The 23,828-nt window shown below is 64.9% G+C and carries 16 protein-coding genes and 1 pseudogene; 9 read left to right on the top strand and 8 right to left on the bottom strand.

Translation table 11 applies throughout. The features are described from left to right. The 3 genes from AC13FW_RS09595 to ybaL all read left to right on the top strand — a co-directional run bounded on the left by AC13FW_RS09595 (position 1) and on the right by ybaL (position 4,314). The gene (locus tag AC13FW_RS09595; RefSeq protein ID WP_482988975.1) at positions 1 to 1,053 is read left to right on the top strand and encodes a zinc-binding alcohol dehydrogenase family protein; all 1,053 of its coding nucleotides are present in this window, start codon (positions 1 to 3) and stop codon (positions 1,051 to 1,053) included. Beyond that, positions 1,050 to 2,270 carry an MFS transporter gene (locus AC13FW_RS09590; protein ID WP_482988907.1) on the top strand — a complete coding sequence of 407 codons (1,221 nt, stop codon included), beginning with the start codon at positions 1,050 to 1,052 and terminating at the stop codon, positions 2,268 to 2,270. Before AC13FW_RS09595 ends, AC13FW_RS09590 begins: the two co-directional genes overlap by 4 nt. A 331-nt stretch (positions 2,271 to 2,601) precedes the next feature. Beyond that, entirely contained in the window at positions 2,602 to 4,314 is a 1,713-nt protein-coding gene (gene ybaL, locus AC13FW_RS09585) for a YbaL family putative K(+) efflux transporter (protein ID WP_482988906.1), read from the top strand. Here ybaL and AC13FW_RS09580 read toward each other — a convergent pair. Both AC13FW_RS09580 and AC13FW_RS09575 read right to left on the bottom strand, forming a co-directional pair. Further along, positions 4,290 to 5,168 carry an AraC family transcriptional regulator gene (locus AC13FW_RS09580; protein WP_482988905.1) on the bottom strand — a complete coding sequence of 293 codons (879 nt, stop codon included), beginning with the start codon at positions 5,166 to 5,168 and terminating at the stop codon, positions 4,290 to 4,292. The two genes, ybaL and AC13FW_RS09580, sit on opposite strands and share 25 nt — an antisense overlap. 44 nt (positions 5,169 to 5,212) lie before the next feature. Then, on the bottom strand, positions 5,213 to 6,139 hold the full coding sequence (locus AC13FW_RS09575) for a LysR family transcriptional regulator (RefSeq protein WP_482988904.1): 927 nt from the start codon (positions 6,137 to 6,139) through the stop codon (positions 5,213 to 5,215). 120 nt (positions 6,140 to 6,259) lie between these two features. Here AC13FW_RS09575 and AC13FW_RS09570 point away from each other — a divergent pair, with 120 nt between their 5' ends. Further along, positions 6,260 to 6,910, top strand: coding sequence for an NAD(P)-dependent oxidoreductase (locus tag AC13FW_RS09570; protein WP_482988903.1), 651 nt, complete (start codon positions 6,260 to 6,262; stop codon positions 6,908 to 6,910). Between the two features lie 162 nt (positions 6,911 to 7,072). Here AC13FW_RS09570 and AC13FW_RS09565 read toward each other — a convergent pair whose 3' ends face one another. The 6 genes from AC13FW_RS09565 to AC13FW_RS09540 form a co-directional block, all read right to left on the bottom strand. Then, on the bottom strand, positions 7,073 to 8,359 hold the full coding sequence (locus tag AC13FW_RS09565) for an O-acetylhomoserine aminocarboxypropyltransferase/cysteine synthase family protein (protein WP_481533548.1): 1,287 nt from the start codon (positions 8,357 to 8,359) through the stop codon (positions 7,073 to 7,075). A 302-nt stretch (positions 8,360 to 8,661) separates the two neighbouring features. Further along, complete coding sequence (gene clpB / locus AC13FW_RS09560) at positions 8,662 to 11,250, bottom strand: ATP-dependent chaperone ClpB (protein WP_282269276.1); 2,589 nt, start codon at positions 11,248 to 11,250, stop codon at positions 8,662 to 8,664. Between the two features lie 177 nt (positions 11,251 to 11,427). Beyond that, positions 11,428 to 12,240, bottom strand: coding sequence for a DUF3014 domain-containing protein (locus tag AC13FW_RS09555; protein ID WP_482988902.1), 813 nt, complete (start codon positions 12,238 to 12,240; stop codon positions 11,428 to 11,430). A gap of 77 nt (positions 12,241 to 12,317) precedes the next feature. Beyond that, positions 12,318 to 13,895 carry a hypothetical protein gene (locus AC13FW_RS09550; protein WP_482988901.1) on the bottom strand — a complete coding sequence of 526 codons (1,578 nt, stop codon included), beginning with the start codon at positions 13,893 to 13,895 and terminating at the stop codon, positions 12,318 to 12,320. Between the two features lie 63 nt (positions 13,896 to 13,958). After that, on the bottom strand, positions 13,959 to 14,852 hold the full coding sequence (locus AC13FW_RS09545) for an XAC2610-related protein (RefSeq protein WP_482988900.1): 894 nt from the start codon (positions 14,850 to 14,852) through the stop codon (positions 13,959 to 13,961). A 55-nt stretch (positions 14,853 to 14,907) separates the two neighbouring features. Beyond that, positions 14,908 to 15,381, bottom strand: coding sequence for a DUF3574 domain-containing protein (locus AC13FW_RS09540; RefSeq protein ID WP_296252667.1), 474 nt, complete (start codon positions 15,379 to 15,381; stop codon positions 14,908 to 14,910). A gap of 219 nt (positions 15,382 to 15,600) precedes the next feature. Here AC13FW_RS09540 and AC13FW_RS09535 point away from each other — a divergent pair, with 219 nt between their 5' ends. From AC13FW_RS09535 to otsA, 5 genes and pseudogenes are all read left to right on the top strand, one after another. Continuing rightward, positions 15,601 to 18,033: a TonB-dependent receptor plug domain-containing protein gene (locus AC13FW_RS09535; protein WP_482988899.1), complete on the top strand. Its 2,433-nt coding sequence runs from the start codon at positions 15,601 to 15,603 to the stop codon at positions 18,031 to 18,033. 260 nt (positions 18,034 to 18,293) lie between these two features. After that, a complete protein-coding gene (locus tag AC13FW_RS09530) occupies positions 18,294 to 19,625 on the top strand; it encodes an OmpA family protein (RefSeq protein ID WP_482988898.1) in 1,332 nt (443 codons plus the stop codon). 214 nt (positions 19,626 to 19,839) lie between these two features. After that, complete coding sequence (otsB, locus tag AC13FW_RS09525; RefSeq protein ID WP_482988897.1) at positions 19,840 to 20,586, top strand: trehalose-phosphatase; 747 nt, start codon at positions 19,840 to 19,842, stop codon at positions 20,584 to 20,586. A gap of 27 nt (positions 20,587 to 20,613) precedes the next feature. Further along, positions 20,614 to 22,419 (top strand): annotated as a pseudogene (locus tag AC13FW_RS09520) (glycoside hydrolase family 15 protein); the annotation flags it as partial. Further along, positions 22,416 to 23,783 (top strand): alpha,alpha-trehalose-phosphate synthase (UDP-forming), encoded by a 1,368-nt coding sequence (gene otsA / locus AC13FW_RS09515; RefSeq protein ID WP_482988896.1) that lies wholly within the window; start codon positions 22,416 to 22,418, stop codon positions 23,781 to 23,783. The pseudogene AC13FW_RS09520 and the gene otsA, both read left to right, overlap by 4 nt. Positions 23,784 to 23,828: the final 45 nt, after the last annotated feature.

Below are 23,828 nucleotides of genomic sequence, written 5' to 3'. Positions count from 1 at the left end.
ATGCGCGCCATCGCCTTCCATCGTGGCTCCAGCCTGGCCGATCCACAGTGTCTGCTCGACGTCGATGTCGACTGCCCGCAACCCGGACCGCACGATCTGCGTGTGGCAGTGCGCGCGGTCTCGGTCAATCCCTTGGATGTGAAAGTCCGCGCTGGCCTGGTCGCTGTGCCTGATGCCGTCCGTTCGCTGGGCTGGGATGCCGCCGGAGTCATCGACGCCGTTGGCGAGGCGGTCACCCTGTTCAAGCCCGGACAAGCGGTTTACTACGCGGGCAGCTTCGATCGCAGCGGCAGCAATGCCGAATACCAACTGGTCGACGAGCGCATCGTCGGTCATATGCCCGACACGCTCGGCTTCACTGACGCTGCTGCACTGCCATTGGCGGCGTTGACCGCATGGCAGTTGCTGTTTGAGCGTCTGGGTGTCGTCCGCGGCAAGTCGGCTGCCAGCGGCAGCCTGTTGGTGCTCGGCGGCGCAGGCGGCGTTGGCTCGGTACTGATCCAACTCGCGCGGCGACTGACCAACCTGACCGTTATCGCCACCGCCTCACGCGCGCAGAGCCGCGATTGGTGCCTGGCCATGGGCGCCCACCATGTCATCGACCACCGGCAACCGCTGCCTGCACAGATCGCTGCCCTGCCGGTGCCACCGGTCAACCACATCGCAGCGCTGTCGAACACTGCCGAACACCTGCATGAGCTTGCCGAGTTGATCGCGCCGCAGGGTCGGCTGGCCATCATCGATGACCACGACACACTCGATGCCGCGCCGTTCAAAGCCAAGAGCGTGTCTTTGCATTGGGAAATGGTCTTCACCCGGCCGCTGTACGCCACGCCGGATCAGATCGCCCAGCACCGGATTCTCAATGAAGTCGCTGCGCTGGTGGACTGCGGCGTGCTGCGCTCCACCGTCACACAGGTACTGCAGCCACTGGATGCCGCCAGGATGATCCAGGCCCATCGCCTGCTGGAAGCCGGTGGCATTACCGGCAAGGTGGTGCTGGCCCGCAACGAGGAAGACAGCGCTGCACGCACGCCGGAGGACGGTCAATGAGCACCGCTTCCACCACACGCTTGCCGCTGGGCGCGCTATTGGCTTTGGCGATGGCCGGCTTCATCACCATCCTCACCGAAGCACTGCCGGCCGGCCTGTTGCCACAGATGGCACGTGGTCTGAGCGTGTCCGAAGCATGGATCGGGCAGACCGTGACGATCTACGCGATCGGCTCGCTGCTGGCGGCAATTCCACTGACCAGCGCCACCCAGGGTGTACGCCGTCGCCCGCTGCTGTTGGCGGCGATCGCCGGCTTCGCCATCGCCAATACCGTCACCACCTTCTCCAGCAGCTACGCACTGACGATGCTGGCGCGCTTGCTCGCCGGTGTTTCTGCCGGACTGTTGTGGGCGTTGTTGGCGGGCTATGCGGCGCGGATGGTGCCGGCACATCAACAAGGCAAGGCGATTGCCATCGCGATGGTCGGCACGCCACTGGCCCTGTCGCTGGGTGTGCCAGCCGGCACCTTGTTCGGCAACCTGCTGGGCTGGCGGATCTGTTTTGGCGCGATGAGCTTGTTGGCGCTGGTGCTGATGCTGTGGGTACGGCTCAAGGTGCCGGACTTCGCCGGCCAGCCGAACAACCGGCAGCTACCGTTGCGACAGGTGTTCTCCATCGCCGGTGTGCGCCCGGTGCTGTTCGTGGTGCTGAGCTTCGTGCTGGCCCACAACATCCTTTACACCTACATAGCGCCATTCCTGAGCGCTGCCGGCATGGGCGCGCGCACCGACCTGGTGTTGCTGGTGTTCGGCATGACCTCGCTGCTGGGCATCTGGATCGTCGGCGTGCTGGTCGACCGGCACCTGCGCGCGTTGACGCTTGCCAGCACCGTACTGTTCGGCGCGGCCGCACTGGCACTCGGGCTAGCCAGTGAGACGGCGCTTGTGGTCCATGCGGCAGTGGCGGTGTGGGGGCTTGCTTTCGGCGGCGCCGCAACCCTGTTCCAGACGGCGCTGGCAAAGACTGCCGGAGACGCCGCCGATGTCGCTCAATCCATGTTGGTCACCGCCTGGAACGCGGCAATCGCCGGCGGCGGCATCATCGGCGGCGCACTGCTCGGGCGCTGGGGCGTCGGCGCATTTGCTCCTGCGCTACTGGGGTTGCTGGTGGCGACCTTGGTCGTGGTATGGGCCGCAAGGCGGCATGGTTTCCCCGGCACAAGCGACAAGAGCATCGCGAGCAACGCCAGCTGTTCTGGGACCTGCCGCGGGTCCTGAAGGAAGATGCCCCGGGAGACCGCGGCATCTTTACTGAGCTGGAGCAAGGCGTTACCCCTCCCCGACCCTCCCCTTGCCTGCGGCAAAGGGAGGGAGTTAACGGCAAAGCTGGCAATCCAACCGTTCGCGCGGACCGCCCCCTCCCTTTGCCGCAGGCAAGGGGAGGGTCGGGGAGGGGTGCCCTTGCCTTCGCGCTTGATCTGGCCAGCCCCAAATCCCACCGATCCAATTCCTTGGGACATAAAAACCCAGATTTTTCATATATTTCCCCGCACCCAAGCCACCAGCCCCTTTAGAATCAAACCACCCCCACCCGACCCAGCGAGCCCTGATGCACCATGACACCGCCCTGATCAACATGATTGCCATCGGTTTGGGCCTGGCCTTCGTCCTTGGTGCCCTGGCCAACAAACTGCGGCTGTCGCCGCTGGTGGGCTATCTGGTGGCCGGTGTCATCGTGGGGCCGTTCACGCCGGGCTTTGTCGCCGACCAGGCGCTGGCCAACCAGCTGGCCGAGATCGGCGTGATGCTGCTGATGTTCGGGGTAGGCCTGCACTTCTCGCTGAAGGACCTGATGGCGGTCAAGGCCATCGCCATCCCCGGCGCGATTGGCCAGATCCTGGTCGCCACCCTGCTCGGCTGGGGCGTGGCCACGCTGATGGGCTGGCCGGTGCTGCATGGCGTGATCTTCGGTTTCTCGCTGGCCACCGCCTCCACCGTGGTGCTGCTGCGGGCGATGGAAGAACGCCGCCTGCTGGAAACCACGCGCGGCAAGATCGCGGTCGGCTGGTTGATCGTGGAAGACCTGGCCTGTGTGCTGGCACTGGTGATGATGCCGGTGATCGCCGACGTGTTCGGCCCGGAGGCAAGCGGCAAGGAACTGTCCATTGGCGGGCTGCTGGCCTCGATCGGCTGGACCTTCGTGCAGCTGGGCCTGTTCGTGGCGGTGATGCTGGTGGTCGGCCGCCGCGTCATTCCGTGGGTGCTGGAGAAAGTGGCCGGCACCGGCTCGCGCGAACTGTTCACCCTGTGCGTGCTGGCGATTGCCCTGGGCGTGGCGTTCGGCGCTGCCGCCTTGTTTGGCGTGTCGTTCGCATTGGGCGCGTTCTTCGCCGGCATGATGCTCAACGAATCCGAGCTCAGCCACAAGGCCGCGCATGATTCGCTGCCGCTGCGCGATGCGTTCGCGGTGCTGTTCTTCGTCTCGGTCGGCATGTTGTTCAACCCGATGATCATCGTCGAGCACCCGTGGCAGGTGCTGGCGACGGTGTTGATCATCATGGTCGGCAAGTCGGCCGCCGCCTTCTTCATCGTGCGCGCCTTCGGCCATTCCAAAGGCACCGCGCTGACCATTTCCGCGTCGCTGGCACAGATCGGCGAGTTTGCCTTCATCATTGCCGGCCTCGGTGTGGCATTGAAGATCCTGCCGCCGGCCGGGCAATCGCTGGTACTGGCCGGCGCGCTGGTGTCGATCATGCTCAATCCGGTGGTGTTCGGCCTGCTCGACCGCTGGCAGGCGCGCCACAAGGACACCACGCCGGTGCCGGAAGTGCCGGACATCCCGCCAGGCCCGTCGCTGGACCTGCAGGACCACGCCATCGTGGTCGGCTATGGCCGGGTTGGCAGCGAGCTGGCGCAGGTGCTGCGTGACCGCGGTGTGCCGGTTCTGGTGATCGATGACAACCGCGAGCATGTGGAACGTGCGCACGCTGCCGGTATTCCCGGCATTCGTGGCAGTGCGGCCTCGGACAAGGTGCTGGCCGAGGCGCATCCCGAGCGAGCGACGATTGCAGTGCTGGCGATTCCGCAGCCGCTGGAATCGGGTGAAGTGCTGGCCAAGCTGCGCGCCATCAACCCCAACCTGACCCTGCTCGCCCGCGCCCACAGCGATGCCGAGGTCAAGCACCTGCTCGACCACGGCGCCGATGGCACGGTGATGGCCGAGCGCGAGCTGGCCTATTCGCTGGCGGAGATGATCATGTCCACCCCGCCCTACCGCAGCCTGCGCCCGGGAATGCCTCAGCCGGCGGCCAGCGGCACGTAGATATCGGCACGCAGGATGACCTCGGGGACCTCTTCCGGGTCGTCGAGGAAGTGGTAATGCAGCGGTGCATCGCGCAGGGCGTGGCCGCTGCCCGGCAACCAGTCACGCAGTAGCTGGTCGGTGGCATCTTCCAGCAGCGAGTAGCTGCCGACGTGGCGCAGCCGCGCCACGCGGCCGCCGCCAAGAACCAGGCGCTGCAGCGATTCCGGCAACGCCGGCAGTTCCGCATCCAGCGCAAGCGCGCAATCGAACAGCAGCTCCTCGGCGGGCAGCTCGCGGTGATCGCCCAGCGGCACGCCGATCAGCTGCTGCAGCTGCTCGACCAGGCCCTGCTCCGCGGCCCAGCCGAACAGTTCGCCGAACACGCCATCCAGGTCATCGAAGGCCCCGCGCGCGCGCAGTGCCACCACTTCGAAGGGTTCCAGGGTGACGACTTCCACACTCAGCGGGGCGGGCTTTTCGGCTGGCGGCAATGGCCGTGACAGCTGCTCGATACTGGCGGCCAAACGCCTAGGATCTTCCCGCAGCTCGCTGGCGCTGGCATCCACGGTTTCGCGCAGCACCCGCGCCAGGGCTTGCGGGGTGTCGTAGCCCGCCAACAGCGCGATCTCGGTGACACTGGCATCGCTATGCGCCAGGCGCTGCAAGGCCTTGACCACGCGCAGCCGCTGCACGGTGCGGCCAATGGTTTCGCCGGTCAGCGCGCGATACACGCGGTGGAAGTGGAACGGCGAGTAATGGGCAATGGCCGCCAGTGCATCCAGATCCGGCAAGGGCCCGCCGACATCGATGCTTTGCTGCAGGCAAGCGATGACCCGGTCCAGGCGTGGCAACTGCGCGACATTGGCTTTCATTGCGGCATCTCCGTTGGCTGATGGAGCTATTGCAGCGCGCCTGCTCAGCGGCGGCGTTTCCGATCTTGCGCAAACCCGGCATCCGCACCGGGCAGACCCGCCAGATGATCCTGCAGCAACACGATGGCCTGGCGCACCTTGGCCGGCTGGGTCTGCCGATGCGGGGTGACTGCCCACACCGGCAACGACGGTACCTCCCACTCCGGCAACAAGCGCTGCAGGCTGCCGGATTCCAGCAGCGGCGCCGCATCCAGACTGGTCAGCACCGCCACCCCCAATCCGGCTTCGCACAGGCGCAGTACCGCCGGTTGGTTCTGGCTGGCGATACGCGGGTGCGCGGGCACCAGGCGCTCCTCGCCACTCTCCCGCTGATGCCAGACCAGACCGGGCACCTGCGGCATGCCCAGCCATTCGGCCGCCGGCACCTGTAGCGGATCGTCGGGAACGCCGTGCCGCTGCAGCCATGCCGGTGCCGCGCACGGCCAGCGCTGCAGGCTGCCCAGGCGTTGCGCCATCCAGTCACTGTCCGGCAACTGGCCGAAGCGCAGCGCAAGATCAATGCGCGCCTGCAGCAGATCGGTCCAGCCATCGTCGAAGAACAGGTGCAGGCGCAGCTGCGGGTTTTCCTGCAGCCAGCCGCCCAAGGCTGGGCCGATGTGCGCGGCCATGCCCAGCGGCGCAGACAGGCGCAGCTCACCGCTGGGCGCCTGTCGGGCGGCCGACAGTTCGGCCTCCGCCTCGCCCGCTGCATCCAGCAGGCGCGCACAGGCGGCGTAGTAGCGGCTGCCTACATCGGTCAGCGCCAGCCGCCGCGTCGAGCGGTGCAGCAGGGCCACACCAGCGTCCTGCTCCAACGCGCGTACCTGCTGACTGACCGCCGAGGTACTCATGCCCAGCGCCCGCGCCGCCGCACTCATCGAACCGTGCTGCACCACCTGGGCGAACAAGGCCATCCGTTTGACACTGTCCATCGGCCACCTCCGTGCCGCCATTGTGAAGCACAGCTTCAAGGTGATTGTGACTTTTTGCGACTGCCGCCGACGCCGACTTGGGCGGACACTGGCGTCATTCCCCACCCCAAGGACGTTCCCATGAAAGTTGCCCTGATCGGTGCCACCGGCTTTGTCGGCAAGGCCGTACTCGACGAACTGCTGGCCCGCGGCCATGACGTGACCGCGCTGGTCCGCGACCCGGCCAAGCTGGAAGCCCGCCCGCAGCTGCAGGTGGTCAAGGCCGATGTGCGCAATGCCGATGAAGTGCACGCCGCCGTTGCCGGTACCGATGCCGTGATCAGCGCCTACAACGCAGGCTGGGCCAACCCGGACCTGTACAACGAGTTCCTGCAAGGCACCCGTGCAATCGTCGCCGGCACCAAGGCTGCAGGCGTGAAGCGTTACATCGTGATTGGCGGTGCTGGCAGCCTGTATGCGCCGGACGGCACCCAGCTGGTGGACTCGCCCAGCTTCCCGGCCGCGATCTATCCCGGCGCCAGCGCGGCCCGTGATGCGCTGACCGAGCTGCGCAACGAGACGTCGTTGGACTGGACCCAGCTGAGCCCGCCGGTGGCCTTCCATCCGGGCAGCGCGACCGAGCGCACCGGCACGTACCGGGTTGGCGGCGAGACCCCGCTGAGCACCGGCGATGGCCCGGGTACGATCAGTGCCGCAGATCTGGCGGTGGCGGTGGTGGATGAGCTGGACGCGCCGCAGCATGTTGGTCAGCGGTTTACGGTTGCTTGGTGAGTTTCTTGCGCTAGAAGCTCCCCCTCACCCCAACCCCTCTCCCGCATGCGGGAGAGGGGCTAGTGCACTACGAGCCGCAGCATTGCTAGCCCCTCTCCCGCGCGCGGGAGAGGGGTTGGGGTGAGGGCAAGCTTCTAACAAGCAAACCCCGCTTTTGCCCACTCAAGCCCCAGCCAACGCCTGCTCCAGATCCGCCAGCAAGTCATCGATATGTTCGATGCCCACCGACAGGCGCACGGTATCCAGCGTCACCCCGGCCTTCTCCAATTCCGCCGCATCCAACTGCCGATGCGTGGTGGACGCCGGATGCGTCGCCAAGGACTTGGCATCACCAAGATTCACCAGACGTGTAAACAACTGCAACGCATCCAGGAAACGCGCCCCAGCCTCACGCCCACCCGGCAAGCCAAACGTCAGCACGCCAGAGCCCTGCCCGCGCAGGTACTTCTGCACCAGCGCATGCTCCGGATGATCAGGCAATGCGGCGTAGTTCACCCACGCGACCTTCGCGTGCTTCTGCAGGTAATTGGCCACCGCCAGCGTATTGCTGTTGATCCGGTCCATGCGCAGCGCCAGCGTCTCGATTCCCTGCAGGATCTGGAACGCGTTGAATGGCGAAATCGCCGCGCCCATGTTGCGCAGCGGCACCACACGGGCACGACCGATGAAGGCCGCCGGCCCCAGTGCTTCGGTATAGACCACCCCGTGGTAACTCACGTCCGGCGTATTGAGGCGCGGGAAGCGCTCCTTGTGCTCGGCCCACGGGAAGCGACCGGAGTCCACGATCGCGCCGCCAAGGCTGGTGCCATGGCCGCCGAGATACTTGGTCAAGGAATGCACCACGATATCCGCGCCGAAATCGAAGGAACGCTGCAGATACGGCGTGGCGACAGTGTTGTCGACGATCACCGGCACACCATGCGCATGCGCGATCTTGGCGATGGCTTCGATATCGGTGACGTTGCCGCGCGGGTTGCCGATGGATTCGACGAACACCGCCTTGGTGCGCTCGTCGATCAAGGCCGCAAACGCCTGCGGATCGCGGTAGTCGGCAAAGCGGGTCTGGATGCCGAACTGCGGCAGCGTATGCGCGAACAGGTTGTAGGTGCCACCGTACAGCGCGCTTGAGGCGAGGATATTGTCGCCGGCCTCGGCAATGGTCTGGATGGCGTAGGTGATCGCGGCCTGGCCCGAGGCCAGCGCCAACGCACCGATGCCGCCTTCCAGGGCCGCGATGCGCTTTTCCAGCACATCGGTGGTCGGGTTCATGATGCGGGTATAGATATTGCCCTGGACCTTGAGGTCGAACAGATCGGCACCGTGCTGGGTGTCGTCGAAGGCGTAGGCAACGGTCTGGTAGATCGGCACCGCGACTGCGCGGGTGGTCGGATCGGGGGAATAGCCGCCGTGCACGGCGATGGTTTCAGGCTTCCACTGCGGATCGGTCATCGGGGTGCTCGCCAAGGAGTGACCGCTGACGATAGCCGAGGATGGATGGCAACCGGTGGACGGTTGCAGGGGTTACTTGTGAGGGGGCGTTATGTGCTGATGCTTTTTTTGAAGCGTGCATCTCTGGCTAGAAGCTTCCCCTCACCCCAACCCCTCTCCCGCAGGCGGGAGAGGGGCTCAGATAGCGTCAGCTGCCCGTGCACTAGCCCCTCTCCCGTTTACGGGAGAGGGGTTGGGGTGAGGGCAGCTTTTACAGCTTTTACAGCTTTTGAAGCTTTTGAAGCTTTTGAAGCTTTGGACTCTCAGCCCTTGCCAAACTGCAACTGGCCGCCACCGCCAGCTTCCACCTTGATGGTGTCGCCGCTGGCGAACTCGCCGGCCAGGATCTTCTGCGCCAGCGGATTTTCCAGCTGGGCCTGGATCGCACGCTTCAATGGACGCGCGCCATAGATCGGGTCGAAGCCGACATTGCCCAGCACATCGAAGGCCGAATCCGACACCTCCAGGCGCAAACCACGCTCGCCCAGCCGCTTCTCCAGTCCACGCATCTGGATGCGTGCGATCTGCTTGATCTGCTGCTTGTCCAGCGGGTGGAACACGACGATGTCGTCCAGGCGGTTGATGAACTCCGGACGGAAGTGCGCCTGCACCACGCCCATCACCGCCGCCTTCATCTGCGTATAGGCTTCCGGGCTGTCGTCGCCGCTCATGTCCTGGATCTGGTGCGAGCCCAGGTTCGAGGTCATCACGATGACGGTGTTGCGAAAGTCCACGGTGCGGCCCTGGCCGTCGGTCAGACGACCGTCATCCAGCACCTGCAGCAGGATGTTGAACACATCCGGATGCGCCTTCTCCACTTCGTCCAGCAGGATCACGCTGTACGGGCGACGCCGCACCGCCTCGGTCAAATAGCCACCTTCTTCGTAGCCCACATAACCCGGAGGCGCACCGATCAGGCGCGACACGCTGTGCTTCTCCATGAACTCACTCATGTCGATACGCACCATCGCGTCGGGCGAGTCGAACAGGAAGTCGGCCAGCGCCTTGGTCAGCTCGGTCTTGCCGACGCCGGTCGGGCCCAGGAACAGGAACGAGCCACTCGGACGATTCGGGTCCGACAGGCCGGCGCGCGAACGCCGCACCGCGTCGGAGACCACGCGGATCGCTTCTTCCTGCCCAACCACGCGGTTGTGCAGCATGTCTTCCATGCGCAGCAACTTGTCGCGCTCGCCTTCGAGCATCTTGCTGACCGGGATACCGGTCCAGCGCGAGACGACCTCGGCGATTTCCTCGTCGGTCACCTTGTCCTGCACCAGCTTGAAGTCCTTGCGCTCCATCTCCTGCGCGGCCTGCAGCTGCTTCTCCAGGTTCGGCAGCAGACCGTACTGGATCTCGCTCATCTTGGCGAAGTCCTGGCGACGCTGTGCGGCTTCCAGATCCAGCTTGGCCTTCTCGACCTGCTCCTTGATCTTGGTTGCGCCCTGCAGCGCGGCCTTCTCCGACTTCCAGATTTCGTTGAGGTCGGAGAACTCGCGCTCCAATGTGTCGATGTCGGCTTCCAGATCGGCCAGGCGCTTGCGCGAGGCGTCATCCTTCTCCTTCTTCAGCATTTCGCGCTGGATCTTGAGCTGGATCAGACGACGTTCCAGACGATCAAGCTCTTCCGGCTTGGAGTCGATCTCCATGCGGATACGCGATGCCGCCTCGTCCATCAGGTCGATGGCCTTGTCCGGCAGCTGCCGATCGGTGATGTAGCGGTTCGACAAGGTTGCCGCCGCAACCACGGCCGGGTCGGTGATCTCCACGCCGTGGTGCACCGCGTAGCGTTCTTTCAAGCCACGCAGGATGGCGATGGTGTCCTCGACCGTCGGCTCACCGACAAATACCTTCTGGAAGCGACGCTCAAGCGCGGCGTCCTTCTCGATGTACTGGCGGTATTCATCCAGCGTGGTGGCGCCGATGCAATGCAGTTCGCCACGCGCAAGCGCGGGCTTGAGCATGTTGCCCGCATCCATCGCACCGTCGCCCTTGCCGGCGCCGACCATGGTGTGCAGTTCGTCGATGAACAGGATGATCTGGCCTTCATTCTTGGACAGGTCATTGAGCACGGCCTTCAAGCGCTCTTCGAACTCGCCGCGGAACTTGGCACCGGCAATCAGCGCGCCCATGTCCAGCGAGAGCACGCGCTTGCCGCGCAGGCCCTCGGGCACTTCGTCGTTGATGATGCGCTGGGCCAGACCTTCGACAATCGCGGTCTTGCCCACGCCGGGTTCACCGATCAACACCGGGTTGTTCTTGGTACGGCGCTGCAGCACCTGGATGGTGCGGCGGATTTCCTCGTCGCGGCCAATCACCGGGTCGAGCTTGCCGCTCTCGGCACGTGCGGTCAGGTCGATGGTGTACTTTTCCAGCGCCTGGCGCTGCTCTTCGGCGTTTTCGCTTTGCACGGTTTCTCCGCCGCGCAGCTTGTCGATCGCGGCTTTTACTTTGTTCTTGTCAGCGCCCGCAGCACGCAGGGCCATGCCGGCCGGGCCGCCATCGTCCACCGCCGCCAGCAGGAACCACTCGCTGGCGATGAACTGGTCGTTGTGCTGCTGGGCCAGCTTGTCGGTGTTGTTGAGCAGGCGATTGAGATCGTTGCCCATCGACAGGCTGCCGGCCTGGCCGGACACCTTGGGCAGTGCATCGAGCGCCTCGGTCAGCCGCTCGCGCAGCACCGGCACGTTGACGCCGGCCTGGGCCAGCAAGGGCCGGCTGCTGCCACCGGGCTGATCGAGCAGCGCGCTGAGCACATGCACCGGCTCGATGATGTTGTTATCACGGCCAACCGCCAGCGACTGGGCATCCGCCAAGGCTTTCTGGAAATTGGAGGTGAGCTTGTCCATCCGCATGGGTCTTCTTCCTCAAAGTTGGGAGGCCAGCAGTGCTGGCGATACTGATTCAGATGCGGTTGCAACGGCGTGATTCAAGGGTGAATAGCGCCCTTGTTCAGCTGCAATCGCAATCCCGCTCCAGTATCACCAGCTGCCGTCACCGCAACCTTGATCCAACGCAAGCGGCAGCGCGGCTCAGCCGCGCGTGATCGCCGCGCGCAGCGCCCGCAGCTGCTGCTTCACCGCCTGTTGCTGGCTGGCATCCATGCGCAGCAAGGCTTTTTGCCCGATCGACAGCGACTGCAGGGCCGGATCGACGAAGCGATAGCGGCCCTTGCCGTCAGGCTCCACCGCCAGCGGGCGGGCCGGCTCGGGGGTCTGCAACAGGTGGTCGATCACCACCACCAGCCTGTCGTTGAAATGGCCATCGGGATGACCGATATCGCGGTAGGCCTGCTGCAGCAAGGGATAGAAGCGTTTGTAAGCAGCCGCGACCGCGCCCGCATCGGCACAGGTAAAGGCATCCACGTAAGGCGCGTAGCGCGCGGCATTGGCGGCTGCCAACTGCTCACCGCCAGCACTGCCCTGCTCCACCTGCAGCGCGCCTGGCAACGGCCGCACGGCCATCGCCGCACCGGGCAGACTGGGCTGGGTCAGGTTGTCCACGTGCACCACCACGCGCTGGATCAGCTGCTCACGCAGCAGCACGGCCAAGGCATCTGCGGGGAACAAACCGTTCAAGGCCTGCCAGCCGGAGGCATCGCTGTCGGCCAGGGCCGGCAAGGCCGGGTCGGCCGCCACGTCAAGCGGATATTTCGGCTCAGCCGCTGGCTCGGGCGTAGCCGGCGGTTGGATGGCCGGTGTAGGCGGGCTATCCACCAGCGGAGCAACGGTTGGCGTTGCCTGCCGCAGCTGCGCCACGTCATCACGGAACAACCACCAGCCAATGCCGCCAACCGCGACGACGCCAACCACTGCCCAGGGCCACACTGCTTTGCGCTTCTGCATCACTTGCACCTTTATTGCATGTGATGGTGTGACCCTGTTTATCCCGCCGGGTTCCCCTGCGGTTCAAGCCTCATGCATCAACGCTGTTTCTGCAGCGACATCAGGCCGATAACGACCGCCAGCACCGCGTAGGCAGCGCTCACCTGCAAGGTGATGGCCTGGCGCAGGCCTTCCAGCTGCCACGGCAGGTAGATGCCGCCGCGTGGATCGGTGGAATGGATCACGCCGAACGCACTCAGCGCGGCAGCCACGAACAGCAGGCTTACCGCCACGCCAGCGCGCCGCTCGATCAAGGCCACCAGTGCTGCCGCCCAGATCATCGCGGAGATGATGAAACCATTGCCCAGCAACTGCAGCGTAGCCACATCCGACAGGCCATGGCCGTCGACCGCTGCATACAGCGCAGCCGCCGCATCGGGCGCCACCCAGGTGCCGAACTTGATGTTGATCAGGTAGGCAATCGCCGGCAGGAAGGCCAGCGCGACCGCAATCGCATGCTCACGCTTGGTCTGCTGGAAGGCCTGCACGGTGATGTCCAGGCCGACGAAGACGATGATTGGTGCCAACACCGCCACCGGCAGCCACTGCACCAACCCGGCAACCACGCCGAGCATGCCGCCGATACCGATGAACAGGCCGGTCAACAGCGTGTAGCCGGTGCGTGCACCCAGGCGCTTGTAGGCCGGCTGGCCGATGTATGGCGTGGTCTGTGCGACACCGCCGCAGACGCCGGCGACCAGCGTGGCAATGGCCTCGACCAGCAGGATGTCGCGGGTGCGGTAGTCGTCACCGGCAGCGCGTGCACTCTCCGCCACGTTGATACCACCCACCACCATCAGCAGGCCGAACGGCAGCAGCAGCGACAGGTACGGCACGGTCAACGGCAGGCCTTCGACGAAGCCCAGCGTCGGCAGCGGCAAGGCCACGGCGAAGGAGATGGCCGGCGGCCACTGGAAGCCGGTCAGTGCGCCCGCCGCGCCCAGCCCGTAATACAGCACCACACCAACCAACAGCGCGAACAGCACGCCCGGCAAACGCAGCGGCACCACGCCACGCGCAACCAGCACATAAAGCAACACACCCAGCGTGACCAGACCAACCAACGGCTGGCGCATGCTCTCGATCAGCGGCAGGAAGCCAAGCAGGGTCAGCGCCGCACCACCGATCGAACCGAGCAGCGCCGCACGTGGCACGTGCCGGGTGACCGCATCACCAACGAAGGACAGCACCAGCTTGAGCAGGCCCATCACCACCAGCGAGGCCATGCCCAGCTTCCAGGTCGCCATCGCCGCGGCCTGCGGGTCCATGCCCAGCTGCTTGAAGCCGACGAAGGCCGGGCCCAGCACCAGCAGCGCCATGCCGATGCTGGTCGGTGCATCCAGGCCAAGCGGCATCGCGGTGACGTCATCACGGCCAGTGCGGGCAGCCAGACGGCGCGCCATCACCGTGTACATCAGGTTGCCGATCAACACGCCGAAGGCGGTGCCCGGGAACATGCGGCCGAACACCACATCGGCCGGGAACTGGAAGATGCCGACCAGCGCCATCGCGATGAAGCCGAGGATTGACAGGTTGTCGACCACCAGGCCGAAGAAGCCATTGAGATCGCCGGCGACGAACCAACGTGGACGGGATGCGGATGCAGAAGAATTCATGGGGATATCGTCAGGAATGCGGAGCGATGGTAACGCCGGGAAAATGCGTGCGAGTGGAACAGATCATTCGTTCGTGGGCAGTTTCACCCAGCCCAGCACCGGGCCACGGCTGGGATTGCGGTAGCGCAGCTGCAACCAGCCATCGGCTTCGTCCAGCAGCTCGACGCGGTCGCCCTTGAGCAGGTAGCGCTTGGTCGAGGTGTCACCGGCCCGGCTGTACAGCAGCAGCTTGTCCGGCACCACCGATGCGCTGCGGCCCGGCATCGGGGCGTCCTTCAGCGGCGGATCGAAGGCATTCCAGATGGCGGTTTCGAGCCGCTTGCCTGCGGCATCCCAGGTGCTCCACACCGTGAGGATCTCCGCATCTTCCACTTCGGCCAGCGCCAACACCTGCGCGAGCGCTTCGGTGTCGAGGAAGGCGTTGCGCATCGAGCGGTACAGGTAGACCTTGTCGCCCGCAAAGCGGTAGATATCGCTGTACCACATCGGCCCACTGCGGCAGCTGCTGCTCAACGTGCGTGTGGCCGGGTCCGGGGTCAGCGACCAGAAGCCTTCGCAGCTGATCTCCTGGCCCTCGGGTGCTGCCAATGCGCGGAACTGGCCACTGGCCGGCTCGTACAGGTAAACCGTGGCCGATTCGTTGACCTGGCCCAGCGTCGCACTGGTGTCCAGATCCTGGTAACCGTCGAAGTTGTAGTCGGCGTGGCCCAGCCGCGTGCCGCCGCCTTCCTCGTCCGTGGACGCCGGCAGCACCTGCCGGGCCGGTGAGCGGCTGGTGCCCACCTCCACGCTGCCGTCGCCGAGCAAGCGCGCATGCGCGCTGACGCCGGCTGCGACCTCGAAGCGGATCTGGCTGTCATCTGCCGCGAATGCCGGCGCGGCCAGCAGCGAAACCGCTGCAATCAGCAAGCCGCGCGCGGCAAAACGGCAGCGGGACGTGGATATCAGGGACATCATCGAGAAGCTCATCTGCGGTTGGAGGCTGCCCGCAGGCTAGCCGATCCAGTGCCGGTCAGAACGAAACCTCGACCGGCTGCCGCGACCACAGCACCGACTGGTGCCTGGTGGCCTGCTTCCATGCCAGCCGGATGGCTTCGATGTCGTTGCGGCGCTGCGGGCTGTCCTCATGCAGGATCACCAGCACCTTGGTGCGCAGTCGGTTGGGCTCGGGGGCGCCGCGGAACAGCCACTGGCCGTAGGCATCGAACACGGTCAGGCCATCGGGAAAGCGCGGGGTGACTTCCTTGTCGAGGAAGGCGCGCCACTGCGCATCGCTGATCACATCGGTCTGCTCCCGTGCCGATGGCCCGGTTTCCTCGCCGACGCCGAAATACAGCTCGCTGCGCACCCAGCCACCGGCTTCGGCCGGTCGCGCGGCATCGCCGTGCAATTGGGCACTGGGTGCAGGCTCGGCAGCAGGCGGCGCGGCGTGGGCACTTGCGGCGACGGCAAGCAGCAGGGGCAACAGGACAGCGTGCAACTTCATGGAAAACCTCCGGACAGGAACGACACGGTGGCATCCAAGGCACCGCAGGGGATATCGCGTTTGGTTATCAGCCAATTGCCAGCAGGACTTGCATCGCGGCCGCTGTTAACGCGAAGATAATATATCGCTTCATCCGGATGGATGTAAGTGTTATCTGAAACCTTTCCACCATCCGCGCTTCCCCCACGTCCCGCTTTCCCCACAGTTTCCGGAGTTCCCATGTCCCGCCCCACCTCGGCCCCGCTCGGCCTGGCCATCGCGCTGGCGCTGTCTTCCCCCGCTTTTGCCCAGGACGCCCAGCAGGCGACCAATCTGGATACGGTGATCGTCACCGGCACCCGCGCCGTGGACCGCACCGTGCTGGAATCCACCTCGCCGGTGGACGTGCTCAGCGCCGAGGACATCCGCAAGGCCGGCGTGGTCAACGGTGAGCTGGGCAGCGCGCTGCAGGCGCTGCTGCCCTCGTTCAACTTCCCGCGCCAGTCCAACTCCGGCGGTGCCGACCACATCCGCGCCGCCCAGCTGCGCGGCCTGTCACCCGACCATGTGCTGGTGCTGATCAACGGCAAGCGCCGTCATAACAGCGCCCTGGTCAACACCGACAGCAAGATCGGCAAGGGCACCACGCCGGTCGACTTCAATGCCATCCCGGTCAGCGCAATCAAGCGCATCGAGGTGCTGCGTGACGGCGCCGGCGCGCTGTATGGCTCCGATGCGGTGGCCGGCGTGATCAACGTTATCCTCGACGACGCGCCGGAAGGCGGCGCCATCGAAGCCAGCTTCGGCGCGCACCACACCGACCTGAAGCCGATCGACCGCACCCTGACCGATGGCCAGACCAGCTACTTCAGCGCCAAGGTCGGCACCGCGCTGACGGACGACGGCGGCTTCCTGCGCGTCGGCCTGGAATTGAAGAACCGCGAAGCCACCAACCGCGCCGGTTTCGACCAGATCCCGCCGTGGGAAGCGCAGACCCCGGACAATCTGGCCCTGGCCGGCAAGCGCAATTACTCCCTGGGCGATGGCGCCAGCAAGGACCTCAATGCCTGGTTCAATGCCGAGATCCCGTTCGGCGCCGCCTCCAAGGCCTACGCCTTCGGCACCTACAACCAGCGCGATACCGAAGGCGCCAATTACTTCCGTTACCCGGATGGCGAGGCCAACTGGAAGGAGCTGTACCCGAACGGCTACCGCCCGATCTCCGAAGGCGAGAACCTGGATGTGCAGCTGGTGGCCGGTGCTCGCGGCGAGCTGGGCGAATGGAACTACGACGCCAGCCTTGACCACGGCCGCAACGAGTTCACCTATCGCCTGCGCAACTCGCTCAACGCCTCGCTCGGCCCGACCAGCCCGACCAGCTTCAAGACCGCCGATTTCAGCTTCGCCCAGACCGTGGCCAACCTCGATTTCGGTCGCCTCTTCGTACGCAGCAATGACACCCACAGCCTCGGCTTCGGCATCGAAGGCCGTCACGAGCGCTATGAAACCGGCGCCGGCGATCCGGCCAGTTATGCAGCCGGTCCGTACACCGACCGCCCGACCGGCTCGCAGGCCGGCGGCGGCCTGACCCCGCAGGACGAGGCCGATCTGTCGCGCGATGTGATCAGTGCCTACACCAGCCTGTCCTCGACCTTCGGCGAGAAGTTCTCCACCGATATCGCCGCCCGCTATGAGCATTACGAAGATTTCGGCGGCGAACTGACCGGCAAGATCGGTGCGCGCTATGCCTTCGCACCGGCATTCGCGCTGCGTGGTTCGGTCTCCAACAACTTCCACGCGCCGTCGCTGAGCCAGATCGGCTACGAGTCCACCTCGACCGGTTACACCGCCGGTGGCCAGCTGGTGCAGGGCCGCCTGTTGTCGGTGAACAATCCGATCGCACGTGCCTTGGGCGCTACTGACCTGAAGCCGGAAAAGTCGATCAACTACAGTCTGGGCTTCACCAGCCAGATCGGCAGCCACTTCGACCTGTCGCTGGACCTGTTCCAGATCGATATCGATGACCGTATCGCACTGTCGGAAAGCATCACCGGCGATGCACTGACCGATTTCGTGCAGCAGCAGTTCGGCATCGGTGGGCTGGAAAGCGCGCATTACTTCGTCAACTCCGCAGATACCCGCACCCGCGGCGCCGAGTTCGTCGGCAACTGGCGGCAATCACTGGGTGACGGCGAGCTGCTGTTGACCGGCACCTGGAGTTACGCCAAGACCGAGCTGAAGAACGTCGTCGCCACGCCCTCGCAGCTGCTGGCACTGAACCCGGACTACGTGCTGTTCGGCGTGGAGGAGAGCAATACGCTGACTGACGCCGCACCGCGTACCCGCGCGCAGTTTGCCGCCAGCTGGGCCAATGACAGCTGGTCGCTGAGCAGCCGCGTCAGCCGTCATGGCAGCGCCAAGCGCGTGTTCGATTTTGGTGGCGGCTACGTCCCGACCCAGACCTACCAGGCCGAATGGCAGTTGGATGCGGAAGTCGAGTACCGCATCACGCCGCAGTGGAGCGTGGCGATCGGCGGGCAGAACCTCACCGACAACTACCCGGACAAGTCGAACGAAGACATCTACTACTTCGGCAACCTTCCGTATGACGTGTTGTCGCCGATTGGCAGCAATGGTGCTTATTGGTATGGGCGGGTGCGGTTTACGTTCTGATTTGGGTGTTTAGTGCGGGATTGCTTGCTTAGAGCTTCCCCTCACCCCAACCCCTCTCCCGCGCGCGGGAGAGGGGCTAGTGCACTACGAGCTCAAGCGTTCTGAGCCCCTCTCCCGCGCGCGGGAGAGGGGTTGGGGTGAGGGGAAGCTTCTAGCTAAAGAACCCCAAAGCCCGCGAATTCATCCAGCTTTAACAGCGCTGGGCGCTCCTTACGCCTGCCGGCACATTCCAGCCCGGTTCATCCCTTGCGGAGGCGTATATGTTCGAGTCGTTGATTCGCGAAGCGGCCAGCCGCTTTCATCTCGGCGACAATGCAGGGCGCCTCGTGCGCCAGCTTGTCGATGTTATTTTCGATCCAGCCAACGGCGGCTTCGCCGGACTGCAGAAACGCTTTACCGACGCAGGCCTCGACAGCCTGTTCTCGTCGTGGATAGGCACCACGCCAGGCGACAACGTCCTGCAACCGGACCAGTTCAGCGCCGGCTTCGGCCAGAACCTTGCCGGCGGTATTGCCAGCAAACTCGGCATTCCTGCCGCAGCAGTCAACATGGCCGGCGCATGGCTCCTCCCCAAGATCGTTGGTCAATTGACGCCCGGCGGCAGCATCCCCAGTTCCCGTCCAGCGGATTACGACCGCTGGTTCGGCACCACCACGCCTGCCGCTGGCTACAGCGGTGGCGGCACGGTACCCGCCAAGGCATCGGGCGGCTTCTGGAAATGGTTGATCCCGCTGATTCTCCTGCTTGTAGCCTTCTTGCTGTTCCGCAGCTGCAAGAAAGAAGAAGTGGTTGCGCCAGCGCCGGTCGAATCGGTTGCAAGCACACAGCCCGCAGCCCCCGTAGTCCAGGCCAATACACGCTTCAGTTTCGACAACACCGACGGCAAGATCACGGTCAGTGGCCAGCTCGCCAGCGAGGCCGACAAGACCCGCTTGTGGGATGCGTTGAAAGCCAACTTCGGTGAAGGCAATCTTGCCGGCAACATCAGCGTTGATCCAGCAACCCTGCCAGCGGGTTGGTTGGACAAGCTGATCGCCGCGTTGCCAGAGCTGAAAGCCAAGGGCCTGAAGTTCGGCTTCGATGGTGACAAGCTCAGCATCGATACCAGCGGCATGTCCGAAGCCGATCGTTTCACGGTGAGTGACAAGCTGCGCAGCCTGTTCGGCGGCTTCGAGATCAGTGGCTTGTGGGACCGTGCGGCAGCGGCATTGTCAGAACTCAAAGCCGGCTTCAGCGGCGATGAGCTGGTCAAAGCGCTGAACCTGATGAACATCTATTTCGACACAGGTTCGGCCACCATCACCCGCGATAGTCTGGAGACACTGACCAGCGCGGCCAATGCGATCAAGCAGGCACCTGCAGGCACGAAGATCGAAGTCGGCGGCCATACCGATAACACCGGTGATGCTGCTGCCAACGTCACCTTGAGCCAACAACGCGCGGACGCGGTGGCTGCCAAGTTGGCCGAACTCGGTGTTGCTGCCGATACGCTCACCGCCAAGGGCTACGGCCAGGAAAAGCCGCGTGCCGGCAACGACACCGAGGAAGGGCGTGCGCAGAACCGCCGGATCGAGTTTGCGGTTACCAAGTGATGTTGTGGATTGGGTGAAGAGCAGAAGCTTGCCCTCACCCCAACCCCTCTCCCGCTTGCGGGAGAGGGGCTCGCATCGCGCGCACTCGTAGTGCACTAGCCCCTCTCCCGCAAGCGGGAGAGGGGTTGGGGTGAGGGCGCTCTGAAAGCACGCAGTCCCAACCGTTTCACCCCAAATGACCTTCCTGTAACAACCGTTACGGCATAGTAATCGCATGCTTGATGACCTACAGCGACCGCCCCCTCCGGCGCTGGCAGATGACGACGCACTGTTTCTCGACGTAGACGGCACCTTGCTCGCCTTTGCCGACCACCCGGACAAGGTGGCGCCCGACCCGTCCCTGCTCACGCTGCTGGCCAGCGTGCAGCAACGTCTGGGTGGCGCGCTGGCGCTGCTCAGTGGCCGTCCTGTCAGCCAACTGCAGGCCATGTTCGCGCCGCTGCGCCTGCCCATGGCCGGCCTGCACGGCGCGCAATTACTCACTTCCGCCGATGCGCCACCTGCGCAGGCGGATACCGCGCAATGGCTGCACGCATTGCACCAGCGCGCGATGCAGCTGGCGCATGCCCACCCCGGCGTGATGATCGAGAACAAGGGCCAGGCACTGGCCCTGCACTGGCGCAATGCGCCGGATGCCGGCGCGGCCGTGATCGCATTCGCCAACGCACAGCTGCCGCAACTGCCCGACGTGCGCCTGCAACCCGGCAACCACGTCATCGAGTTCGTCGGCAGCGGCCACGACAAGGGCCGCGCCCTGCAGCAACTGATGCAAAGCCCGCCTTTCCAAGGCCGGCGCCCGGTCTTCATCGGCGACGACCTGACCGACGAGCACGGCTTCCACGCCGCGCAGCAACTCGACGGCATTGGCGTACTTGTCGGCCAGCGCACCGAAAGCGTGGCCGTTGCAGCACTGCCCGACATCACCGCCGTACATGCTTGGCTGCGCGCAGCCATTACCTGACCCACCCGGAGGAAACAGCGGCGCCACTGGCGCTCGCACAACAAGGAGAACGCAATGCAAGACGCCACCCTCGACCTTGGCGTAGTTGGCAATGGCAGTTTCGGCGCACTGATCGACAAGCAGGCGCGCGTGGTCTGGAGCTGCCTGCCCAGCTTCGATGGCGACCCGGCTTTCTGCGCGCTGCTCGGCCCCAACCAGCACCCCGGCGGTGACTTCGGCATCGAGCTCGAGGACTTCCTCGACAGCGAACAGTCCTACCTCACCAATACCGCGATCCTGCGCACCGTGCTGCGCGATACACATGGCGGCGCGGTGGAAATCCTCGACTTCGCCCCGCGCTGGCGCCAGAACGATCGCTTCTACCGGCCGGTCAGCCTGATCCGCCAGGTCACGCCACTGTCGGGCAATCCGCGCATCACCGTGCGCGCTCGGCCGCTGGCCGACTGGGGTGCGCGGCAACCCGAAACCACCTGGGGCAGCAACCATATACGTTGGTTGCTACCGGATCTGGTGTTGCGCCTGACTACCGATGTGCCCGTGCGCTTCGTCCGCGATGCCCTGCCCTTCGTACTCAATCATCGCGTGCACCTGGTGCTGGGCGTGGACGAATCGCTGAACCGATCGCTCAGCGGCTACGTACAGGAAGCCATGCAGCGCACCCGCGACTACTGGCGCGAATGGGTGCGCTACCTGTCGGTGCCGCTGGAATGGCAGGACGCGGTGATACGCAGCGCCATCACCTTGAAACTGTGCCAGTACGAGGACAGCGGCGCGATCATCGCGGCGATGACCACCTCCATTCCGGAAGCCCCCGGCAGCAGCCGCAACTGGGACTACCGCTACTGCTGGCTGCGCGATGCCGCCTTCGTGGTGCGCGCGCTCAACCGGCTCGGCGCGACCCGTACCATGGAGCAGTTCCTGGGCTACATCTTCAACCTGGCCAGCACCGACGGCAGCCTGCAGCCGCTGTACGGCATCGGCTTCGAGGCCAAGCTCGACGAGGAGGAAGTCGCCTCGTTGTCCGGCTATTGCGGCATGGGCCCGGTACGCCGCGGCAACCTGGCCTGGGTGCAGCGCCAGCACGATGTCTACGGCAGCGTGGTGCTGGCCTCCACCCAGTTGTTCTTCGACCAGCGCCTGCAGGACCCGGGCGATGCGCATACCTACGCGCGCCTGGAGCCTCTTGGCGAGCAGGCCTTCGCCCTGCATGACGTGCCGGATGCCGGCCTGTGGGAATTCCGTGGCCGCACCGAAGTGCATACCTACACCAGCGCGATGTGCTGGGCGGCCTGTGACCGGCTGTCCAAGATCGCAACTCGCTTGAAGCTGGATGGCCGCGCCGTCTACTGGCGCGAACGGGCCAACCAGATCCATGCGCGGATCATGCACGAAAGCTGGAATGAGCAGCTTGGTCACTTCACCGACACCTTCGGCGGTCATCGGCTGGATGCATCCTTGTTGTTGCTGGCCGACATCGGCTTCATCGATGCCAAGGACGCGCGCTTCATCGCCACGGTCGAGGCCATCGGCCGCGATCTGAAGCATGGCAATGCGCTGTACCGCTATACCGCACCGGATGATTTCGGCACGCCGGAAACCAGCTTCACGATCTGCACGTTCTGGTACATCGATGCATTGGCGGCGATTGGGCGCATGGACGAGGCGCGCGAGATGTTCGAGATCCTGCTGCAGCAGCGCAATCACCTGGGCCTGCTATCCGAAGACCTAGCCTTCGATGGCAAGGCCTGGGGCAATTTCCCGCAGACTTACTCGCATGTAGGGTTGGTGATCGCCGCGATGCGCTTGTCGCGCAGCTGGCAGGAGGCATCGTGAGCCGACTGGTGGTGGTCTCCAACCGCGTGGCATTACCCGGCGAAAACCGCGCTGGCGGACTGGCGACCGGCCTGCTGGCGGCACTCAGCGAACGCGGCGGTTTGTGGTTTGGCTGGAGTGGACGCAGCGTCAATGTCGACAGCGGTGCCCTGCATGAAGCGCAGGATGGGCCGATCCGCTATTTGACGATGGACCTGTCCAAGAACGATCTGGACAGCTACTACAACGGCTTTTCCAACCGCGCCTTGTGGCCGCTGCTCCACTTCCGCCTGGATCTTGTCGACTACGACCGGCGCAAGCGCGAGGGTTACTGGAAGGTCAATAGACTGTTTGCCGATACGCTGGCTCCACTGCTACGTGACGACGATACGGTGTGGATCCACGACTACCACCTGATCCCATTGGCGGCGTTGCTGCGCGAGCGTGGCGTCGCCTGCCGGATTGGCTTCTTCCTGCATGTACCGGTTCCCTCGGCCGACCTCATCCAGGCCCTGCCCGACCACCGCTCACTGTTCTCAGCGTTGTATTCGTACGACCTGCTCGGCTTCCAGACCCGCCGTGACGTCGACCGCTTCCAGTCCTATGTGCGCCTGTTCGGCGGCGGCACGTTGATCGACAGCGACTGGATCAAGGCACCCGATGGTCGCCGCGTGCGTACCTCCGCATTCCCGATCGGCATCGATACCGAGCACATCGCGCGGCAGGCCCGCAGCGCGGCCAGCAACAAGCCGGTGCGCGACCTGCGGCAGAGCCTGCAGCACCGCAAGCTGGCAATCGGCGTGGACCGGCTGGATTACTCCAAGGGCCTGCCGGAACGTTTCCACGGTTTCGAGCGTTACCTGCAGCGCTATCCGCAGCAGAAAGGCGACATGACCTTCCTGCAGATCGCACCGGTATCCCGCGGCAGCGTCAACGAGTACCGCAAGCTGCGTGGCGATCTGGAGCGTCTGGCCGGGCATATCAACGGCGGTCATGCCGAAGCCGATTGGACACCGCTGCGCTACGTCAACCAGAACTACGCACACAGCACCCTGACCGGGTTCTACCGGCAGGCGGCAGTCGGCTTGGTAACGCCGCTGCGCGACGGCATGAACCTGGTCGCCAAGGAGTACATCGCTGCGCAGGACCCCGAGAATCCGGGAATGTTGGTGTTGTCGCTATTGGCTGGCGCGGCGGATGAATTGAAGCAGGCGCTGCTGGTCAATCCGCACGATCTGGATGGCGTGGCCGATGCGATAGCGACGGCTGCAAACATGCCGCGGGCAGAGCGGATCGAGCGCTGGCGCGCGATGATGGAGCATCTGCGCACGCATGATATCCACCGATGGCGGCGGGATTATCTGTTGGCATTGGAGGGGGTTTAGGGCTGGAGCGAAGGCAAGAGCCTGCCCTCCCCCCAACCCCTCTCC

It is taken from the genome of Stenotrophomonas sp. 21LCFQ19, from assembly GCF_056861425.1.
Note: the sequence above shows the minus strand (reverse complement) of the source record. Positions and strands in the feature narration are given on the sequence as shown.